At 65.3% G+C, this 19,077-nt stretch carries 16 protein-coding genes; 12 read left to right on the top strand and 4 right to left on the bottom strand.

The window, feature by feature from the left end; genetic code table 11:
* Positions 1 to 27: 27 nt before the first annotated feature.
* Positions 28 to 1,614 (bottom strand): ABC transporter substrate-binding protein, encoded by a 1,587-nt coding sequence (locus FDT80_RS13315; protein ID WP_246039952.1) that lies wholly within the window; start codon positions 1,612 to 1,614, stop codon positions 28 to 30.
* A 164-nt stretch (positions 1,615 to 1,778) separates the two neighbouring features.
* Here FDT80_RS13315 and FDT80_RS13310 point away from each other — a divergent pair, with 164 nt between their 5' ends.
* The 6 genes from FDT80_RS13310 to FDT80_RS13285 are packed head-to-tail and all read left to right on the top strand — an operon-like array spanning position 1,779 to position 7,110.
* Positions 1,779 to 2,330 (top strand): MarR family winged helix-turn-helix transcriptional regulator, encoded by a 552-nt coding sequence (locus FDT80_RS13310; protein WP_138662796.1) that lies wholly within the window; start codon positions 1,779 to 1,781, stop codon positions 2,328 to 2,330.
* 21 nt (positions 2,331 to 2,351) lie between these two features.
* Positions 2,352 to 3,068 carry a creatininase family protein gene (locus FDT80_RS13305; RefSeq protein WP_138662795.1) on the top strand — a complete coding sequence of 239 codons (717 nt, stop codon included), beginning with the start codon at positions 2,352 to 2,354 and terminating at the stop codon, positions 3,066 to 3,068.
* On the top strand, positions 3,061 to 4,080 hold the full coding sequence (locus tag FDT80_RS13300) for a ketopantoate reductase family protein (protein WP_138662794.1): 1,020 nt from the start codon (positions 3,061 to 3,063) through the stop codon (positions 4,078 to 4,080). Before FDT80_RS13305 ends, FDT80_RS13300 begins: the two co-directional genes overlap by 8 nt.
* Positions 4,077 to 4,820 carry an SDR family NAD(P)-dependent oxidoreductase gene (locus FDT80_RS13295; RefSeq protein ID WP_138662793.1) on the top strand — a complete coding sequence of 248 codons (744 nt, stop codon included), beginning with the start codon at positions 4,077 to 4,079 and terminating at the stop codon, positions 4,818 to 4,820. The genes FDT80_RS13300 and FDT80_RS13295 overlap by 4 nt, the downstream gene beginning before the upstream one ends.
* An 11-nt stretch (positions 4,821 to 4,831) precedes the next feature.
* A complete protein-coding gene (locus FDT80_RS13290) occupies positions 4,832 to 6,244 on the top strand; it encodes a M20/M25/M40 family metallo-hydrolase (RefSeq protein ID WP_138662792.1) in 1,413 nt (470 codons plus the stop codon).
* The gene (locus FDT80_RS13285; protein ID WP_138662791.1) at positions 6,241 to 7,110 is read left to right on the top strand and encodes a DMT family transporter; all 870 of its coding nucleotides are present in this window, start codon (positions 6,241 to 6,243) and stop codon (positions 7,108 to 7,110) included. The genes FDT80_RS13290 and FDT80_RS13285 overlap by 4 nt, the downstream gene beginning before the upstream one ends.
* A gap of 36 nt (positions 7,111 to 7,146) precedes the next feature.
* Here FDT80_RS13285 and FDT80_RS13280 read toward each other — a convergent pair whose 3' ends face one another.
* Together FDT80_RS13280 and FDT80_RS13275 are read right to left on the bottom strand one after the other, a co-directional pair.
* The gene (locus FDT80_RS13280) at positions 7,147 to 7,761 is read right to left on the bottom strand and encodes a ferric reductase-like transmembrane domain-containing protein (RefSeq protein ID WP_138662790.1); all 615 of its coding nucleotides are present in this window, start codon (positions 7,759 to 7,761) and stop codon (positions 7,147 to 7,149) included.
* Positions 7,762 to 7,763: 2 nt separating this feature from the next.
* Complete coding sequence (locus FDT80_RS13275) at positions 7,764 to 8,270, bottom strand: peptidase associated/transthyretin-like domain-containing protein (protein WP_138662789.1); 507 nt, start codon at positions 8,268 to 8,270, stop codon at positions 7,764 to 7,766.
* A gap of 378 nt (positions 8,271 to 8,648) precedes the next feature.
* On the opposite strand from FDT80_RS13275, the gene FDT80_RS13270 reads away from it, so the two are divergent.
* The 6 genes from FDT80_RS13270 (at position 8,649) to FDT80_RS13245 (ending at position 17,360) form a co-directional block, all read left to right on the top strand.
* Complete coding sequence (locus FDT80_RS13270) at positions 8,649 to 9,398, top strand: Tll0287-like domain-containing protein (protein WP_138662788.1); 750 nt, start codon at positions 8,649 to 8,651, stop codon at positions 9,396 to 9,398.
* A complete protein-coding gene (locus tag FDT80_RS13265) occupies positions 9,395 to 12,097 on the top strand; it encodes a response regulator (protein WP_138662787.1) in 2,703 nt (900 codons plus the stop codon). The genes FDT80_RS13270 and FDT80_RS13265 overlap by 4 nt, the downstream gene beginning before the upstream one ends.
* A 20-nt stretch (positions 12,098 to 12,117) precedes the next feature.
* Positions 12,118 to 12,483, top strand: a complete 366-nt coding sequence (locus tag FDT80_RS13260; RefSeq protein ID WP_138662786.1) for a response regulator — start codon at positions 12,118 to 12,120, stop codon at positions 12,481 to 12,483.
* A 6-nt stretch (positions 12,484 to 12,489) separates the two neighbouring features.
* Positions 12,490 to 14,037, top strand: a complete 1,548-nt coding sequence (locus FDT80_RS13255) for an adenylate/guanylate cyclase domain-containing protein (RefSeq protein WP_138662785.1) — start codon at positions 12,490 to 12,492, stop codon at positions 14,035 to 14,037.
* 200 nt (positions 14,038 to 14,237) lie between these two features.
* A complete protein-coding gene (locus FDT80_RS13250; RefSeq protein ID WP_138662784.1) occupies positions 14,238 to 16,274 on the top strand; it encodes a coiled-coil domain-containing protein in 2,037 nt (678 codons plus the stop codon).
* 27 nt (positions 16,275 to 16,301) lie between these two features.
* Positions 16,302 to 17,360: a TAXI family TRAP transporter solute-binding subunit gene (locus FDT80_RS13245; protein WP_138662783.1), complete on the top strand. Its 1,059-nt coding sequence runs from the start codon at positions 16,302 to 16,304 to the stop codon at positions 17,358 to 17,360.
* 57 nt (positions 17,361 to 17,417) lie between these two features.
* Here FDT80_RS13245 and FDT80_RS13240 read toward each other — a convergent pair whose 3' ends face one another.
* Entirely contained in the window at positions 17,418 to 18,947 is a 1,530-nt protein-coding gene (locus tag FDT80_RS13240; RefSeq protein ID WP_138662782.1) for a hypothetical protein, read from the bottom strand.
* Positions 18,948 to 19,077 lie beyond the last annotated feature (130 nt).

Here is a 19,077-nt window from a genome sequence, read left to right as displayed (position 1 = left end):
CGCCCGGAGAGATGGTCATGTGGTGGATCAGGATGCCGGCTTGATGAAGAACGCCAGCGTGTCCTCGTCGAAGCGTGGCGTGAATTCGACCGTGCCCGCCTTGGACCCCCAGACCGTCTGAAGCTGCACGATGGAGATGTAGGCCTTGTCCGCCATCACCTTTTCCATCGCCTCCTCGTAGGTCGCGCGGCGTTCGTCCGGGTTCATCATCTTGGCGCCGGTCTGCAGCAGGGTGTCCACATCGTCGTTCTTGTACTCGATGCGGTTGTAGGCGCCCAGCTTGACCTCCGGGTTGTTGGAATGTGCGAGGCCGCCAAGGGTGTAGGACGCCTCTCCGGTCAGCGTGCCCCAGCCGTTCATGAACATCGAATATTCAAGCCGCGCCTGCGCGGGGAAATACACGGTCTTGGACACCGCGTTCACGTTGGTCTTGATACCGACCTGGGTCAGCATCTGGCCCAGTCCCTGGCAGATCGCGCCATCACCCGGCAGGCGGTCGGCGGTGCAATAAAGATCGACCTCGAAGCCATCCGGATAGCCCGCGTCCGCCAGCAGCTCCTGTGCCATCGCCGGATCGTAGGCAGGCATGGCAATGTCCTCGGACGAGCCGAAAAAGCCCGCGGGCATCATCTGGTTCGCCGGTTTGCCCAGACCTTCGAGCACGATGTCGACCATGGTTTCGCGGTCGATCGCATGGTCGATGGCCTGCCGGACACGCAGGTCGCGGAACGGGTTTTCATCCAGGTCCGATCCGTCCTTGGCACGCACCAACGGGGTGTCTTCGCGCTGATCGAGTTGCAGATTCATGATATAGACGCTGTCGCCCTTGATGGCATCGATGTCGGGATCGCGTTCCAGCGCAAGGTAATCCACCGACGAGACGTAGTTGATCACATCCACCTGCCCCGCCTTGAGCGCCGCAAGCCGCGAGCTGTCGTTGGGGATCTCCTTGCGCACCACCGTCTCCCACGCACCCATGCCGCGCCAGTAATCGTCGTTGCGCGCCAGGACCAGATCGCCCTTCGGCTCCCAGCTGACGTATTTGTAGGGCCCGGTGCCGATGGTGGCCGCGCCTGAGTTGAAGCCCTCCGCGGCCGTCTCGGGCGTGGAATAGTCCGCCGCCGCTTCGGACGAGACGATGAACAGGCGGATGAAGTCGTTCGGCAGGGTCGCCGCCTGGCCGTCGGTATGAATATGCAACGTGTAGGGGTCGATGATCTCGACGTCGGAGACGCGGCGCACGTAGATCGCCGTGGTCGTCGGGCCGGTGACGACCGGGATCCGCTCGATCGAGAATTTCACGTCCTCGGCGTCAAAGGCGGACCCGTCGTGGAATGTCACGCCTTCGCGCAGCTTGAACTCCCAGGTGTCTTCGTCCACCGCCTCCCAACTGGTCGCCAGCCCCGGCTCGATCTGCAGGTCGTCGCCCGACCAGACCAGTGTGTCGAAAATATGCTTGGCGGCTTCGGCATGGGGCCCCAGGGCCGAGAAATGCGGATCCATCGATTCAGGTCCGCCGCGCACGCCCATCGTCAAGGTCTGCGCCGTCACAGCGCCCGCCGACGTCAGGCCCAGCGCGAACGCAAGAGGCGCAAGGAATTTCTGGTGTTTCATAATTTTCCCTTCCCGTTGATGGAAGAGGCCTTGACCCCATCCCAAATTTTTCAATCTTGCATACAGTTCCATTTGGAACTTGCTTTTCCAGATTGTGGTTAGATATTGTGTCAGTCAAGTTCATTTTGGAACTAATGTTGCTGAAGCAGGGGATTAGCGCAGATATGTCGGGCCCGCAGACCGCGTGTGATCAAGACTTCGGCAAACCCGACAACGGGCCGGGCCCCGACATGCTGGAGGCGAAGTTATGGGACAACCCCTGCCCCTTCACGTTTCGCATCAACTACCTGGCGCTGCTTTACAACACGCCGCTCTACAACTGGATACATGACACCTACGGGCTCAAGCGGCCCGAGTATGTCGTGCTGTATTCGCTGGCGTTGGCGGATGGCGGCAGCGCGCGTGATATCTCGCGCACATCGGGGTTTCCCAAGAACACGCTCAGCCGTGCGATCAAGCGGCTTGAGTTGATGGGCTTGATCGAGGCGCGCAGCAAGACCCCTGGCGGCGGGCGCAAGCAGGCGCTGCATCTGTCGGACAAGGGCCGGGCGCTGTTCAACGAGACGCTGCCCGCCTTTGCGGCGCAGGAGCAGCGGATGCTGACGGCCCTGTCGCAGGGCGAACGCCAGATGCTCTTTGAGCTGATGTCGAAGGTCGTCATCGCCGCAAACGACTGGGCCGGCGGTCTGCCGCCCGAAGCAGGACCCACAAACTGAACGAACGGAAAGGACAGTGACATGAATGTGGCCGATATGAACTGGCGCGACGTCGAGGCGGCCGCCGCCCGCGATCCGCGCTGCATCCTTCCCATCGGCTCGACCGAACAACATGCGCAACTGTCGCTCTGTGTCGACATGATTTTGGCCGAAAAGGTCGCCGGCGACGCGGCGCGGCCGCTCGATGTTCCGGTCTTTCCGGTCATGCCTTACGGGCTTGCGCCCTACTTCAACGCCTATCCCGGTACGATCTGCCTGCGGGTCGAGACGCTGATGGCGGTGATCCGCGACATCGTCGCGTCGCTGCGGCGCGCCGGCTTCCGCCGCATCCTGATCGTCAACGGGCACGGCGGGAACAACCCGGTGGGCGCCCTGGCGCAGGAACTGATGGCGGAGCATGGCGATCTTTCGATCAAGTTTCACAATTGGTGGAACGCGCCCCAGACCTGGGCCACCGCGCAATCCATCGACACGACCGGATCGCACGCCAACTGGATGGAGAATTTCCCCTGGACGCGGCTTGCGCATGCCCCTGCTCCGGAGGGCGAGAAACCGATGGTGGACATGGCGTTGATGAAGGCCTCTGCGCCCGCGCTGGCGCGCGAGGTGCTTGGCGACGGATCGTTCGGCGGCCGCTGGCAGCGTCCCAACGAGGACATGCAGGCGATATGGGACACCGGCGTGGCGGAGACTCGCGCCGCGCTAGAAGGCCCCTGGCCGGAGCTTGGCAATGGCTGAACCGGTTCTGATCTGGGGCGCGGGCGCCATCGGCGGCATTCTGGGCGCCTACTGGGCGCGGGCCGGTGTGCCGGTGCAGATGGTCGATATCGTGGCCGACCATGCGCAGGCCTGCTCGACCGACGGCTTGTCCATCGAAGGACCCGTGGAGACGTTCACCCAGACCGTGCCTTGCGTCACGCCCGACCAGCTCGAGGGGCGCTATGGCCGGATCGTGCTTGCCGTCAAAGCGCAGGCGACCGAAGCGGCGCTGGCGCAGCTGATGCCGCACCTGGCCGAGGATGGTTTCGTGCTGTCGGCGCAGAACGGGTTGAACGAACGGGTGATCGCCCACGCCGTCGGCGCCGGGCGCACCATGGGCGCCTTCGTCAACTACGGGGCCGACTGGATCGGGCCGGGCCGTATCCTGTTCGGCAACCGCGGCGCCGTCGTGGTGGGAGAGATCGACGGCAGCCCGCGGCCACGCACCACCGAGATGTTCGACCTGCTGCAGATCTTCGAGCCCGACGCCGTCCTGACCGACGACATCTGGGCCTATCTCTGGGGCAAGCTGGGGTATGGCGCGATGCTGTTCGCCACGGCGTTGACCCACGACAGCATGACCGTCAATTTCGCCGATCCGGCGCGGGGTCCTGCCTTGATCGGTCTGGCGCGCGAGGTGATGCGCACCGCCGTGGCCGAAGGTGTCACCCCGCGGCCCTTCAACGGCTTTGAGCCCTCCGCCTTCCTGCCGGGTTCGGAGGACGCCGCCGCCCGCCAGTGCCTTGCCGATCTGGCGCTGTTCAATTCCACGACCGCCAAGACCCATACCGGTATCTATCGCGATCTGGCGGTGCGCAAACGCAAGACCGAAGTCGACCCGCAGGTCGGCGCGGTGGCGCAGATCGCGGCGGGCCACGGCATCGACACGCCGCTTCTGCGCAGGCTGGTCGACCTCATCCACGACATCGAGGACGGGCGCCGCGAAATGTCGCAAGAAACCTTCCACGAACTGACCAGGGTGTTGGGATGAGCGCCCGCACCGCCCTGGTCACCGGCGTCATCGGCGGCATCGGGGCGGCCATCGCCGCACGCCTGGCGGCGGACGGCGCGCGGGTCGTCGTGACCGATCTGCCGGGCGGCGCGCTCGACGCGGCGGCCGACCGGCTGGGCCTGCCAGCCATCGCCGCCGATCTTGGCGATCCGGGGGCCGTGCGGGCGCTGCGCGACCGCCTTGTCACCGATCACGGCGCGCCCGCGATGCTGGTCAATGCGGCAGGCGGCGTGTGCAACCAGGTCGGCACCCCGCTGGAGGACGTCGAGCCAGATGCCTGGCACCGCATTTTCGCCGTCAACGTGGATGCGACGCTCTATCTGACGCAGGCGCTGGTGCCGGCGATGAAAGCCGCGGGCTGGGGCCGGATCGTTACGATCAGCTCCGGCGCGGGGCTGCGGCCCAGCCTGACGGGTATTCACGCCTATACCGCGGCCAAGCACGCGCTGGTCGGGCTGACCAAACAGCTGAGCCTTGAGTTGGGCCGCCACGGGATCACGGTGAATTCCATCGCGCCGGGGTTTGTCCTGTCCAACCCCGCCACGCGCCGCCAGTGGGAAGCCTACGGCCCGGATGGCCAGGCACAGCTGATCGGCCGCATCCATACCCGCAGGCTGGGCACGCCCGAAGACATCGCCGCCGCCGCCGCCTTTCTGACCTCCGACGACGCCGGCTGGATCACCGGCCAGATCCTCGGCGTCGATGGCGGCATAACCTGAAGAGACACGCCATGACCGACCAAGTCCTCGCGCATGCGCTTGATCGCCAGAGACATCTCGTCGATGCGCTGAAGGCACTGGCCGCCTGCCCGTCCGTCGGCGCGGACCCGGCCATGGCACAGGGCATGGAGGACGCGCGCCGGATCATCGAGGCCCGGCTCGACGCGATGGGGTTCAAAGACCGCCAGCGACTGACGCCGGCCACACGAACCGGACAGCCGGCAATTTTCGCGCAACGCCAGGACGCCCCCGGCAAGCCCACCATCCTGGTCTATGCCCATTACGACGTGCAACCGCCCGATCCGATGGACGAATGGCAGTCACCCGCTTTCGAGCCGGAGGAACGGGATGGCCGGATCTATGGCCGGGGCGTGTCGGACGACAAGGGGCCGATGCTGATCGCGCTCGAGGCGCTGGCCGCCTTTGTCGCGGTCGAGGGCAAGCTGCCCGTAAACGTCAAGCTGCTGATCGAAGGCGAAGAGGAAACCGGTTCGCCATCCCTGCCCGGCATTCTGGACAGGCACCGCGCGCTTCTGGCCGCGGATGCGGTGTTGTCGGCCGATGGCGCGCGGTGGCGGCCCGACCTGCTGGCGGTGAATGTCGGATCGCGCGGAAACGCCGGTTTCGAAATCCGGGTCCGGACCGCCGGGCCGGATCTGCACTCGGGGCGGTACGGCGGGATCGTCGCCAATCCGTTGCATGTGCTGTCCACGCTCGTGGCCGGCCTGCACCACCCCGATGGGCGCATCGCGGCGGCGGGATTCTACGACGGCGTGGCAGAGCCGACAGCGGCCGAACGCGACGGCCTGGACGCGATCCCGTTCAGCGACCCCGGCTTTTTCACGCCGCTATCGGCGCAGCCGCACGGCGAGGCCGGGTATTCGACCCTCGAACGGCTCTGGATGCGGCCAACGCTGGATGTGAATGGCATGTGGGGCGGCTACACCGGGGCCGGCTCCAAGACCGTGATCCCGCACGAAGCCTTTGCCAAGCTGACGATGCGCCTGGTTCCGGGGCAGGATCCGGAGGCCGCGAAGCAGGCGGTCATCGCGCACCTCGAGGCACTGCTTCCGGCCCATGCCACGCTGGAGGTATCTGGCGACACCGGTGCGACCGGCGCCTACACCCTGCCGCCCGATCACCCCTTGTTGGCCGCGGCCATCGCCGCCTTGCGCCATACCACGGGCCAGACCCCGCTCAGGGTCCGGATCGGCGCCTCCTTGCCGCTGACCGAGATCGTGGACCGTGTGCTGGGTCTCGATACGGTGATGTTCTCCTTCGCGCTGTCGGACGAAAACTTTCATGCGCCCAATGAATTCTTCAGGGTTTCCTCGATCGCGGAGGGCCTTGCCGCCTGGGTGCAGATCCTGCGGCAGATCGCGCTTTCGCAGGTCGCCGACTTTGCCCCGTATCGCCGCGCATGAGCGGACAGGCCCCTGTCGACAACCGCTACGGCGCGGCTCTGCTGCTCTTGGCCGCGGCCGTGTTCACGGCGGACGTGAGCGTTTTGCGGTTCCTGTCGCCGGAGGTCGCCTTTGCCCAGATCATCTTTTTCCGCTCCGCCTGTCAGCTGGTCATCGTCGCGCTGTGGATCGGATGCCGCCGCCCGACGCTGTTTCGCTCGGGCAACTGGCCGATGCTGGTGCTGCGCGGGCTGACCAGCCTGGTCTGCTGGTGGCTTTACTATGCCAGCTTTCAGACCCTCGACCTGGCGCTTGCGACGACGTTGACCTTCAGCACATCGCTTTTCGTGGTCGTCATGGCCCCCGTCGTTCTTGGCGAAAAGATCGGGATGATGCGCGCGGCGACCACGGCTTTCGGGTTTCTGGGCGTGGTCCTCGCCAGCGGCGCGCAAAGCTTCGATGTAAAGCCGGGTGTGCTCTTGGGTCTTGGCTCGGCACTGGCGGCGGCGATCCTGATTTTTCAGAACCGGGTGCTGGCGCGCACCGAACACACCGCGACCATCATGGTCTGGATCGGTCTGGTGGCAAGTCTCGGGACGCTGCCAGGCGCGGTGGCGGGCTGGACCAACCTGCCGATGGGCGATGTGGCGCTGCTGCTCGTGGCGGGGTCTCTTGCCACGCTGGGGATGCTGCTGACCGTCGAGGCCTATCGCTTTGGCGAAGTGTCCGGGCTTGCCACGTTTCCCTATGCGCGGATCCTGTTTGCGCTGACGATCGGTTACGTCGTCTTTGCCGAGGTCGCGACCCCCCGCGAGCTGGCCGGCGCAGGGATCATCGTGATCTGCGGCCTTTTGGCGAATGAACGCCGCCCTCACGCCGCGCCCTGACCCATGGCCGCCCTGTTCAGAGGCGGCGCGCGGCGCTCAGCTTCGCAGTCGCCGCACCAGTACCCAGGCGCGCAGATCGATCAATGCCTTGGCCGTGGCCATCAGCGCGAGCACGCACAGCACCGCCTTGGATGCCGTGCCCATCGTGCCTTCGACCAGCATCGCATGCGCGACGCTGCCCAGGACGACAACCGCCACGAGTGCGGAATGACCGAGCCGCCAAAACCGTGGCCGGATGCGCAGCGGCCAACGCAGCCCGGCCAGCAGGGCGGCAGCGAAGAGCGCCCACATCGCGACGACGCCCCAGGCCGAAAACGGCGTTGGCGACGTGAACAGAAGCGCGTCGATCACATCGGGCGGACTGGTCAGCCACAGGCCCGCGACATGCGCCACCACGGCCGCCACCAGCAGGCTGCCGGTCCAACGATGCACGTGCCGTCCGCGCCGCAGGGGCAGCCCCGGCAGATACCCGCCCGCCAGCAGAGGCTGCACGAGGATCAGGGCCAGCGCGACCACCCCCGCCACCCCGGCCCCGATATAGATCGGGTCCCGCCACGCCAGCAGCGGACTGGTCATGGCGACCGCCATCGGCACGGCGATGGCCCCCCCGAGGACGGCCCAGATCAGGATCGCGCGGATGGCCGGCTTCATGATCAGGCCGGCTGAAGCACGAAATCCGCATGCAGGGTCGTATCGCTTGCGCGCGGCATCACGGGGCGCAGGAACACGGTCTGAAACGGCTCTCCGTCCCCGTCATAGGCAAGATGACCATGCGGCTGGCCAAAGGCGGGAACGATCTGCGGCATCTCCAGCCGGAACACGCCGTCCGCACCGGTGAGTGTGGCGCCGTGGCTGTGCGGATCGCGTTCGTGCCCTTCGGTCGTGTGAGCCCAGATCTGGATGCGCACGCCCTGCAACGGGGCACCGTCGCCCGCGCGGCGCACCCTGCCGGTCATCCAAAAGCCGCCGCCGCCGATGCGGTCGACGATCGGCGCGCCGGGACGGTAGTTGTTCGATCCGCCGCGCATCGTCGGCGTCGGCGCGACGCCCTGCGCGCGTGCCGGGGCAAACAGACCCGAGCCGCCGGTGACCAAGGCGGCCCCCGCGGTGGCTGCGCCCGCGACCAACAGGCGGCGGCGTGTGATTGGGTGTGGGATCATGTCGGTCTCTCCTGTGTGAACTGTTGAAACCATCTTGCACCTGGGGCCGATCCCGGCCCTAGCTGCACAGTCCATATCAATATCTATCCGGGTGCGGTCCTTGGGCAAGTGACGCGGGGCGCGACGGGCCCCACAACTTTGTGATCGCGCGGTCAGGCCGATCCGGGCGCGCGTGGGCGCGCGAATGGCATGGGTTTTGCGCGCAATGCGGGTCCGTGGCCCCCGGCACGCCGCCCGCCGTCACGTGTTTTTCCCAAGGTCTGCAAAGTCTTGCGCGGCTGTCGTGCCAGTCTTCGATTGATCCAGACAGATCGCCCTCATTTTGCTATCCTTGCGCATCCATTTTTATTTGAAGATTTGTCGCAGGGGGTATTTGCCATGAAGGTCTTTGGGGGTGTCTTGCCCGTCATTCTTGCCGCGCTGTGGTTCGGCAGTCCCGATCCGGGGCATGCGCAAAGCGCGCAGGATGTCGAGACGGGCAATCGTCTGGCCGCCGTCTTGCGCGCGGGGCGCAATGTTGTGTCCAACAATCAGTCGCTGATCAACAACGCGGGGATCGGCGACAAGGGCCTGACCGGCGAGGAATTCTATCGCCAGGTGATCGCCACCTACGTCCAGAAGAACGGCGAGCCGCCGCTGGAGGAAGCATCGGACCCCGAGACCCGCAGGCTGATCGAGACGCAATTGAACGCGATGATCGAGGTCATCGAGGAGAACCAGGAAATCATCAACGCCGAAGGTCTGGAATTCAAGGGGTTCATCCCGGCGGTGTTCGCGCGCCTGGTGAACGAGAAATTCGCCGCCGACATGGCGACCGAGGCGGTGGTCAAAGTCACGGCCCCGAAGGCGCTTGTGCGCAACCGCAAGGCGCGTCCCGACGATTGGGAGAACGGGGTGATCGAGGACAAGTTCAAGACACCCGGCTGGCCGGTAGGCGACGCCTTTTTCGAGGAAACGACCGTGTCGGGGCAACCGGCGTTCCGAATGCTCATCCCCGAATATTATTCCCAATCCTGTCTTGTCTGTCACGGGTCGCCCGCCGGGGAAACCGACGTCACCGGCTTTCCAAAGGAAGGCGGACGCCTGGGAGAACTTGCCGGGGCCATCAGCATCACCTTGTACAAATGACCGATCAGGCCGACGTCAAGACGCGCTGGCGATGGCTGTCGGAGAACACGATCCCGGTGCGCATCGGGTCGCTGTCGGCGGCGCTGCTGTTGACGCTGGTCGCAAGCACGATGGTGATGGCCTATGATCTGATCCGCAACCAAAGCCGGATCCAGGGCGCCAACGAAGGGTTCCACAGGCTCGAGATCGCGGGCGCCGCCGATCGCCACTTTGGCGAAATGCGCTATTGGATGACGGATCTGTCGGTCAGTTTGCTAACCCTGTCGGAGCGGCGCGCCAACGAGGCGAGGGCCAAGTTGGACCGGAGCCTCGAGGCGCTGGAGGACTTCGCGCCCGAGGCGGCCGCGACCGTCCGCGACCAGACCGAGGCCTACTATACCACCGCGCTGAAGGCGGCGGATGCCTATACCGACGGCAACAGGGTGCTGGGCAACACGCGGCTGGCGCAGGCGCGGTCGGCCAGCGACGCGGTGGACGAGACGCTGACGCGCCTTGTCGCGGATCTGTCGAGCCGGGCGGACCAGACCAGCAAAGAGGCGACCGAGGCCGCGCGGTCGGCGCTGAACCGCGCCATCGCCGCCTGCGCCGTCATCGTCATCGCGGGCGCGCTGCTGACCTGGCGGGCGCTGCGGTCGATCGTTGTGCCGATGCATGCGATCAACACCGCGATCACCGGCCTGATCCGGGGCAATCGCGATGTCGATCTGCCGCCCGAAGGCCGGGATGAACTGGGCCGGATGTCGCAGGCGCTGCGGGCGCTGCGCGACAGCCAGGAGGAGCGGCGGGTTCTGGAGGAGGAAGCCCGCGCGCAGCGCAACACCATCCTGACCGCGATCGAAACGATCCCCGACGGCTTTGCGCTGTTCGATGCCCAAGACCGGCTGGTGCTGGTCAACGAGCGGTTTCGCCACATCTTTTCCCATGTCGCCGACATCCTCGAACCCGGTACCGGGTTCCGGCAGATCCTCGAACTTCAGGTGGCCCGAGGGGTGGTGGACACCCAAGGCATGGACGGTGAGGCGTGGATCCGCGACAAGATGGATCGCCACAGGGTTCTGGACGGAAGCCGGCAGGAGGTGCGGATCGGCGGCGCGTGGATACAGGTGTCAAAGCGCAAGACGCCCGATGGCGGCACCGTCGGCGTCTACAGCGACATTTCCGACCTGAAGGAAAAGCAGTCGCAACTGGAGGCCGCCAATGAACAGGCCATCGCGGCCAGTTCCGCCAAGAGCCAGTTCCTCGCCTCGATGAGCCACGAATTGCGCACCCCGCTGAATGCCATCATCGGCTACAGCGAAATGCTGTCCGAAGACGCGCAGGACATGGGATTGGAAAACGCTACGGAAGATCTTGAAAAGATCATGAGTTCGGGCCGGCACCTGCTGACCTTGATCAACGACGTGCTGGACCTGTCGAAGATCGAAGCCGGCAAGATGGAGGTCTTCGCCGAGACCTTCGCGCTGCGCCCGTTGCTGGAGGAGGTGGGCAGCACCGTCATGCCCCTGGTGGCCAAGAACGGCAACGAACTTGTCCTGACCATCGACCTGAAGGACGACATCATCGAGACCGACAAGACGAAGCTGCGGCAGAACCTGTTCAACCTCTTGTCCAACGCGGCCAAGTTCACGACGAACGGCAGGATCGAACTGAGCGTGTCACGGGTGCGCCGGGCGCAGACCGATTGTTTCAGTTTCGCGGTGCGCGACAACGGCATCGGGATGACGCCAAAGCAGAGCGAGAAGCTGTTCCAGGCGTTCGTGCAGGCCGATCAATCGACGACACGGAATTTCGGCGGCACCGGGCTTGGCCTTGCGATTGCCCAGCAATTCACCCGGATGATGGGCGGTCAGATCACGGTCGAAAGCAAGCAAGGCGTCGGATCGACCTTTTCGTTCGAAATTCCTGCGGCGTTCGGATCGCGGGACGCCGCCGCACGCGCGCAGGACGCGGCACCCGGCGGTTCGGGGCTCGGGCGGATCCTGATCGTGGATGACGAGGCCGCGTCGCGCGCGGAACTGGCCCGCATTGTGCGCAGCGGCGGCTACGACGTCCTTATGGCCGAAAACGCCGCGACCGGCCTCAGGATGGCGCGTGACCATGCGCCCGATGCGATCCTGCTCGACATCATCATGCCCGAGCGGGATGGCTGGTCCGTGCTCAGGGAAATAAAATCCGACCCGGTGCTGTGCGAAACGCCCGTGATCCTTGCCACGATTCTGGCCGATCGCGACATGGGGCTGGCCTTTGGCGCGGTCGAACATCTGACCAAACCGGTTGAGCCGGAGACCCTGATCCGGACACTCGAAAGCGTTGCCGGGTCGCGCGACAAGAACGTCCTGATCGTAGATGACGACGCCGCCACGCGGAACCTGCTGCGACGGATCCTGACGCGCGAGGGGTGGAGCGTGAGCGAAGCCGCCGACGGCAAACGCGCGCTGGCCCTGCTCAGGACGAACCGGCCCACCCTGATGCTGCTCGATATCATGATGCCAAATGTCGATGGCTTCGATGTCCTCAAGGCGGTGCGTGCGATGGACGATCTGGTGGATCTACCGGTGATCGTCCTCACGTCCAAGGACCTCACGCGCGAGGAAATGGGATGGCTCAAGACCCATGCCGGCGAGGTGATCAGCAAGGGGGAAACCGGTCGCAGCGATCTGCTCGACGCGCTCAAGCGGCACATTCAGCACGCGACCTAACACAGATTGGACACTTCGGAATGGCAACGATCCTGATCGTGGAAGACAACGACATGAACCTCGACATGCTGTCGCGCCGGCTCAAGCGGAAAGGCTATGAAATCGCGGTCGCGCGCGATGGCCAGGCGGGATTCGAACAGGCCGTCGCGATCAGGCCCGACCTGATCCTGATGGATATGAGCCTGCCGGTGATGGATGGATGGGAGGCCACGCGCCAGATCAAGGCGCATGAGGACACCGGCGGCATTCCCGTGGTCGCGCTGACCGCGCATGCGATGGCAAGCGACCGCGAAAAGGCCTTGGCCGCCGGATGCGACGATTTCTACACCAAACCGATCGAATTGCCCGGCCTGCTGGAGATCATGACCAGGCTGCTGGGCAGATAGGGATGCATGGCACCGCAGCGACACAGAGATAAGCTGGCACTCGCCACACGGATTTCCCAAAAGCTGATGGGACCGTCAGAGGCGATTTCAGGCTATCACGCCCTGCTGATCGAAGAGGTGCGCCGCGTCGGCCCGGCAGAGGCCCTGGCCGATCTCGACAGGATCGGACTGGCGGCGGCCCGGCTGGTCGAGATGGTGCAATCGCTCAGCGCACGGTCGAACGATATTGCCACCGACGAGGCCTCGCAGGCCAGGCTGCGCCACGAACTGCGGTCGCCGATCAATGCGATCCTGGGCTATAGCGAAATGGTGCTCGAGGATTTCGAGAGGGCCCTGCCCGCCTCGGCGCTCAGCGACATCAGGGCGATGGTGAACGAGGCACGCCGCCTGCCCGTGCAGATCGACGCGGTGTTCGACCCCGAGGCGGGCACCGACGATGCCCTGAGCCTTGGCGAGGAGGAGCAGATCGCCGCCGGTCTGGAGAAAAGCCTGTCGATTTCCGATACGGGCCGGCAGCATCTGACGGGCCATATCCTCGTCATCGACGACGAGCCGGCGAACCGCGATATCCTGACCCGCCTGCTGGAGCGCAGGGGCCGCAGCGTGCGCGCCGTCGGATCGGCAAGGGAAACCTACATCGCGCTGCGCGAGGAGCGGTTCGATCTTGTGCTGCTAGACATCCTGATGCCCGACACGAACGGCATCGAAGTTCTGGAGCGGATCAAGGCCGACCCCGATTGGCGCGAAATTCCCGTGGTCATGGTGTCGGGCCTGAACGAGACGGGCGCCATCGCGAGGTGCATCAGCATCGGGGCCGATGACTATCTGCCCAAACCCATCGACCCCGTTCTGCTGCACGCCCGGGTCGATTCATGTCTGGAACGATCGCACTGGCGCGCCCGTGAACGCGCCTTCACCAAGGAGATCAAGTTCGAAAAGGACCGCGCGGATGCGTTGCTGCATGCCATGCTGCCCGCCCCGATCATCCAGCGCCTGAACGCGGGCGAGGCCCAGATCGCGGATCGGTTCGTCGGCGCGACCATCGTGTTCGCCGATATCGTCGATTTCACCCCGCTGGTCGCCCGGATGGAGGCGGGCGATCTGGTGCGGGAATTGTCGAACATCTTTACCGCCTTCGACGATCTGGCCACCCGGCACAGCATCGAAAAGATCAAGACCATCGGCGATGCCTACATGGCGGTGTCCGGCATTCCCGCGCAGCGCGAGGACCATGCGAGGATCGCCGTGGATTTCGCCCGCGACATCCTGAAAACCATGTCGGACGGCGCAGTCAGCAAGGAAGGACTGCAAATTCGCATCGGTGTCCATTCCGGTCCGGTGATCGCAGGGCTGATCGGCCGAAAGCGTTCGATCTATGACGTGTGGGGCGAGACCGTCAATCTGGCCAGCAGGCTTGAATCCACCGGGATCGCCGGAAAGATCCAGATCTCGAAAGCGACGAAAGACGCGCTGGGAACCTACCTCGAGACGGTGGAAGAACGCGAACACACCGTCAAGGGCATCGGCAAGGTCACATCGTATTTCATCGTCTGAGGGTCAGGCGTTGCAGGGTTTCGCCCAAGCCGCGCGCACTTGCCGCCGGGCGACGACGACCGCTGCGCGCGCGCCCGCGACCGGCCCGGCAGGCGGATGCCACGGGTGTCCGCTTTGCCGCGCCGCTCGACAGAAGCCGCCGATTTTGGTAGATTCAAACCATGTAGCGATCACGTTTTTCCCTTCCAAGGGCACTGGATATGCAGATTTTCAAGGTATCTGCGTTGTTAGTTATTGTTACGGCTCTACTCTCCGCAGAACCAACCGCCTCGCAAGCTCAGACAAGCCTCTCCGACGTGCCCGCGTCGGACCCCGCGGGGCTGCGCCAGGTGATCCTGTCGCTCGAAGACGAAATCGACGAACTGCGCGCGCAGAAATCCGGTCTCGAGGCCGCCCTCGACGATGCCGGCGCGCAGTTGGACGACATCCGGTCCGAGGCAGAGACGTTGCGCGCCGCACAGGAGGCGGACCGCGCCGAAGTGGACAGGCTCGCCGCCCGCAAGCAGGCTTTGAGCGCGGAGTTGCAGACCTTGCGCGACAAGATTACCGCCGAGCGGCAGGCACCGGTCGAGGCGTCGGAACTTCTCGACGATCTGAAGGCGAAGATCGCGCAGACCGAGACGACGCTGGCTGCGCGCCGCGCGGAACTCGCCGATCTGCAACAGGCGATCGATGAGGCGGCGGCCCGCCAACGGGAGCTAGCGGGCGTCGTCAACGCGCTCGATGCCGAAAGGCGAACGACCCTCGCCGCGATGGACAAGGCCAAGGCAATGGCGCAGGCCGAGGTCGAGGCCGTCCAACAGGAGCTTGCCGCCCTGAAAACCGCGCGCGATGCCGCCATGGCAGAGCGCGACACGGCCCAATCGGTAGCCCGCACCGCGACGGAAGCATTGGCCGCCCGGCGTGCCGAACTGGACCGGGTTACCGCCGCACACACGACGTTCGAGACCAAGATCGCGCGCCTGCGTCAGGAGGATCAGACCCTGTCCGCCCGCATCGCACAGGCCGCCGAGAAGACCCTGAAGGTCGAGGAACGCATCGCGGCGCTTTCCTCCGAATTGAGCATGCGACAGGCCGCGTTGGGGGATATGCTGACCCGCACGCGCGAGGCGGAAGCGGCCCTCGCGGAGCGGCGGGCGAAAGCGGACGCGCTCGACGCAGCGCTTGCGGCAAAACAGGCGGACCTGCAACAGGCTGAAGAGATCATCGCATCGGCCGGGAGCAAGGCAGACGAGATCACGGCGCAGGCGGCCCCCCGCGCCGCGGCGCTGAAGCGGCAGATCGCCGCCGACGAAGACCGCCTGCGCGCCGTGTCCGAACAAATCGCACAGGCCGAGAAGACACTGGCGGCCAAGACCGGCGAGATAGATCAGGCGCAGGCCGCGTTGCACGATCTGGACAAGCTTGAAAAGGCGATCGCCGCCAAACGGACCGCGCTGGAGCGCGCGAATTCCGACGTTGCAGCGATCGAGGCGGCACGATCGGATGCCGAAACGGCCCTTGCCCGGATCAGACAGGACATCGAAGCCGCCAAAGAGGAGCAGTCCGATCTGACGGCACGAAACACGCAGGCCGCGCAGGAACAGGAATCGCGGCGGGGCGAACTCACATCCGAAACACAAGCCCTGGCGGCGCGGCAACAATCGCTATTGACCGAAATCGCATCCCTGGAAGACAGGCGCCGCACCCTGGACCGAACGGTCGCTGAGAAGGCCCAGGAGCAAAGTGCGCTTGAGCAGCGGATAACCGAGGCCAGCGGCAGGATCGACGCATTGGATGCGACGCTCGAGGACAATCAGACCCGGGTCGAAGCGCTGCGTGAGACGCTGGGTGAGCTGACCGACATGCGCGACGCGATCAACAGGCAGATTGCGGCGCTGACCGGGCAAAAGACCGATCTGGAAAGCGCGGTGAGCATCCTTGCCGAGCAACGCGCGGCGCTGCGGTCGGACAGTCCGTCACTGGCGGATCAGTCCGAGGCGTCGCCCGCCGCGCAGGCGAGCCCCGGCACCGGCGCGCCGTCGACGGCGCCCGTGGCAAGCGAGACCGATCTGGCCGTGTACCTGGCCATTGTCGATGCGGCCCCGGTGTTGCGCGATGCACCCGCGGGCGACCGGCAAAAGGTGGCGCAGGCGCTCAGCAACGGGGCCTGCCCGGTCGATGCGCTGCGTACGGTGTCGGACCGGATCAACCGGCAAACGCTGGTCTATCTGGTGCGCGAATTTGGCGGCTGCTGAAGCAGATTTCTTAGGATGGGGGAAGATATGGAACGGTTTTTCAGATGGGTATCCACCGTGTGTCTGGCTGCGATCCTGCTGACGGGGGTGGCGACCGCGCAGGAATTCAAAAAGAACGTGCTGACGGGTGGTCCGTCGGGCACCTATATCCAGATCGGGCGCGACATCAGCCAAATCGCGGGCGAATGCGGCCTGACCTATACGATCAACGAAAGTGCGGGATCGCTCGAGAATTTTCTGGGCGTGCGAAACCGGGTCAACACGCAGTTCGGTATCGTCCAGAGCGACGTGCTGGAATACCTGCGCACCTTCTCGCAGAACGATCCTGAAATCGCGCGCGCGATCTTCGGCGTTCGCATCGCGTTTCCGCTCTACAACGAAGAGGTGCACGTGCTGGCCAGGCGCGAGATCACCTCGCTGAACGACCTGAATGGCCGCAAGGTCGCCATCGGCAGTGAAAACAGCGGCACCTTCCTCACCTCTTCGCTGGTTCTCGACCTTGCGGAGGTCCGCCCCGCGGAGCGCTTGACGATTGACGCGACGGCCTCGCTCGCGGCCCTTCTCGACGGTCAGATCGATGCGTTCTTTTATGTCGCGGGCGCCCCCACCAAACTGTTTCAAACCGACGAGATCGACAGCAGCCGCTTTCACCTTCTGCCATTGACGGACAGCACCCTGAGAGCGGTCTATGTCGAGAGCGAAATTCCCGCCGGGACCTATCCGTTTCAGCAAGAGAAAGTCGATCTCGTCGCGGTCAAGGCGGTGATGATGACCTTCGACTACACGCCGCAGCGCAACGCCTACCACCGCGAAAGCTGCAAGGCGGTGTCGGATCTGGTCAATATCGTCCTGACCAATTTCGACCGACTTCAGACGACGGGTCATCCGAAATGGAAAACCGTCGAACTGACCGACATTCCGCCGGGCTGGGACATATCTGAGTGTGTCAACCAAGGGTTGGACCCCGCATATGCGCTTGAATGCAGACCGCCGGCGGTGGCGCAGCAAGCCCGGCAATCGCCGATGGAGAGCGAGGCGAACGCCGTCTATCGGCAGAGGATCTGCGAAGCCATGGGCGGGTGCTGACCCCATCGATCAGCCCGTTGGATCATCGCCGGGACGGGCGCGCGCCGGGCGGCGGATCTATCTGTTGACCAGCTTGGGCACGACAAACCAGTCGGAGGCATGGCGCGTGTCGCCAAGGCTGCGCACGACGCGGAACGCGTCGGCGGCGAAATGCGTCCGCAGGCGCAGGGCGGGCACCGTGGCCGTCACGGTTTCCAGGACCGAGCGGTTTCGATCCGCGAATTCGACGGCATATCGCGCCCCCGGCACGACCGCCGCATCCGACCACACCACGACGAATTGCGCAGACCCGCGCAGTTCGGCATGCAACACGGCGGGGGCCGTGTCCGAGCGTGGCACACCATCGACCAAGGGCAGCGCCGCGAGCGCCTGCGCGGCGCGCGGCATGCTGTCGGCGATGCTGGCATACCAGGCCCGCGCCAAAACCTCGTTGCGCGGCACGCCCTCGCCCGTCTGGTACATCTGGCCCAGGAAATATGCCGCCTTTTCATGCCCCAGCAACGCGGCATGGGCGAAGGCCGCGACCGATGCCGCACTGTCCCTCGCGGCCAGTTCGACGCCCGCACGATAGAACAGCCTTGCCGTGTCGGTGGAGGGCGGTATCGCCTGGACCGGGGCGATCAGGGCGCGCGGCGCGGCGGTTTCGCCTTGTGGCGCGGGGGGGACGGCCACGGGCCTTTGGGCAAGGTCGCGGGCGGCGCGATCGGCCGGTGTCGGGGGCGCCATTGCCGGGGGGGCCATGCCGCCAAGCCCGAAATAGGTATAGGCACCGCCGACGCCCAGCATCCCCAAAAGGCTCAGACCCGCCACAACGACCAGAGGATGAAACAGCCGCGCCTTGGCCGTCGCTGCCCCACCAGAGCGCACAGAGGGCCCGGCGCGATCAGGCCCCCGGACCGGGGTCGCGGCCGCCTCGTCCACACCCCGACGCCCCATAAGACGCAGAATGCGGCGCGGATTGCCCAGCGACATCTTGGCGATCCGCTCCATCTCCTCCTTGTCGGGCGGTGGTTTGTCATTGCCGGGCTGCCGCATCAGCGCCCTGACGAACGTCTCGATGTCCGCCTTGCCAAGTTCCGGAAGGTCGATCATCGGGCCGACCGCGTGCGGGCGCACCGCGCTCAGGGTGTCGCTGAACGCGCGCGGACCGATCAGGACAAGCCGAAGGGATCCGGGCGCGCCGGTCTCCGGTTCCGCCAGATCGACAAGCCGCACCAGCGTCGCCGGGTCGAGCCGGTGCGCGTCGTCGATCACCAGAACCGGCAGGCCCGGACCGCCGTTCACCGGCGCCGCCGGCACCCCTGGCATCACGGTACGGATGTACCTCTCCGGATCATCCCCCAGCGCAGCCGGATCGGCGATGAACAAAACCTGCCGATCCTCGGGGCCATGTTCGACGACCTCCCTCGCCAGCCGAGTCTTGCCAGCCCCGTCTGCGCCGATCATCAGGATGACCGGTAATCGGCTCCTGATGGCAAAGCCAAGCTTTTCGGCGGCCAGACCGTGCGTCTGTGTCCAGACGAAATCCGCACCCCCGAAAGATGGCGCGGCTTCTTTCGGCGCCGCACCAGGGTCATCCCCCACCATAGACTCTCCCCACTCCGGCGGCATGCTCCCGAGGCCGTGCATTGCTGTCACCACTCACCAAAGCACCCGAGCCCCCGGATGGCCGCCGCTGAAACCCTCTGATCGATGTGCAAGAATACCCCTTCATAGT

It is taken from the genome of Sulfitobacter sabulilitoris (assembly GCF_005887615.1).
Taxonomy (GTDB): domain Bacteria; phylum Pseudomonadota; class Alphaproteobacteria; order Rhodobacterales; family Rhodobacteraceae; genus Sulfitobacter_E; species Sulfitobacter_E sabulilitoris.
This window is presented reverse-complemented; position numbering and strand designations above follow the sequence as displayed.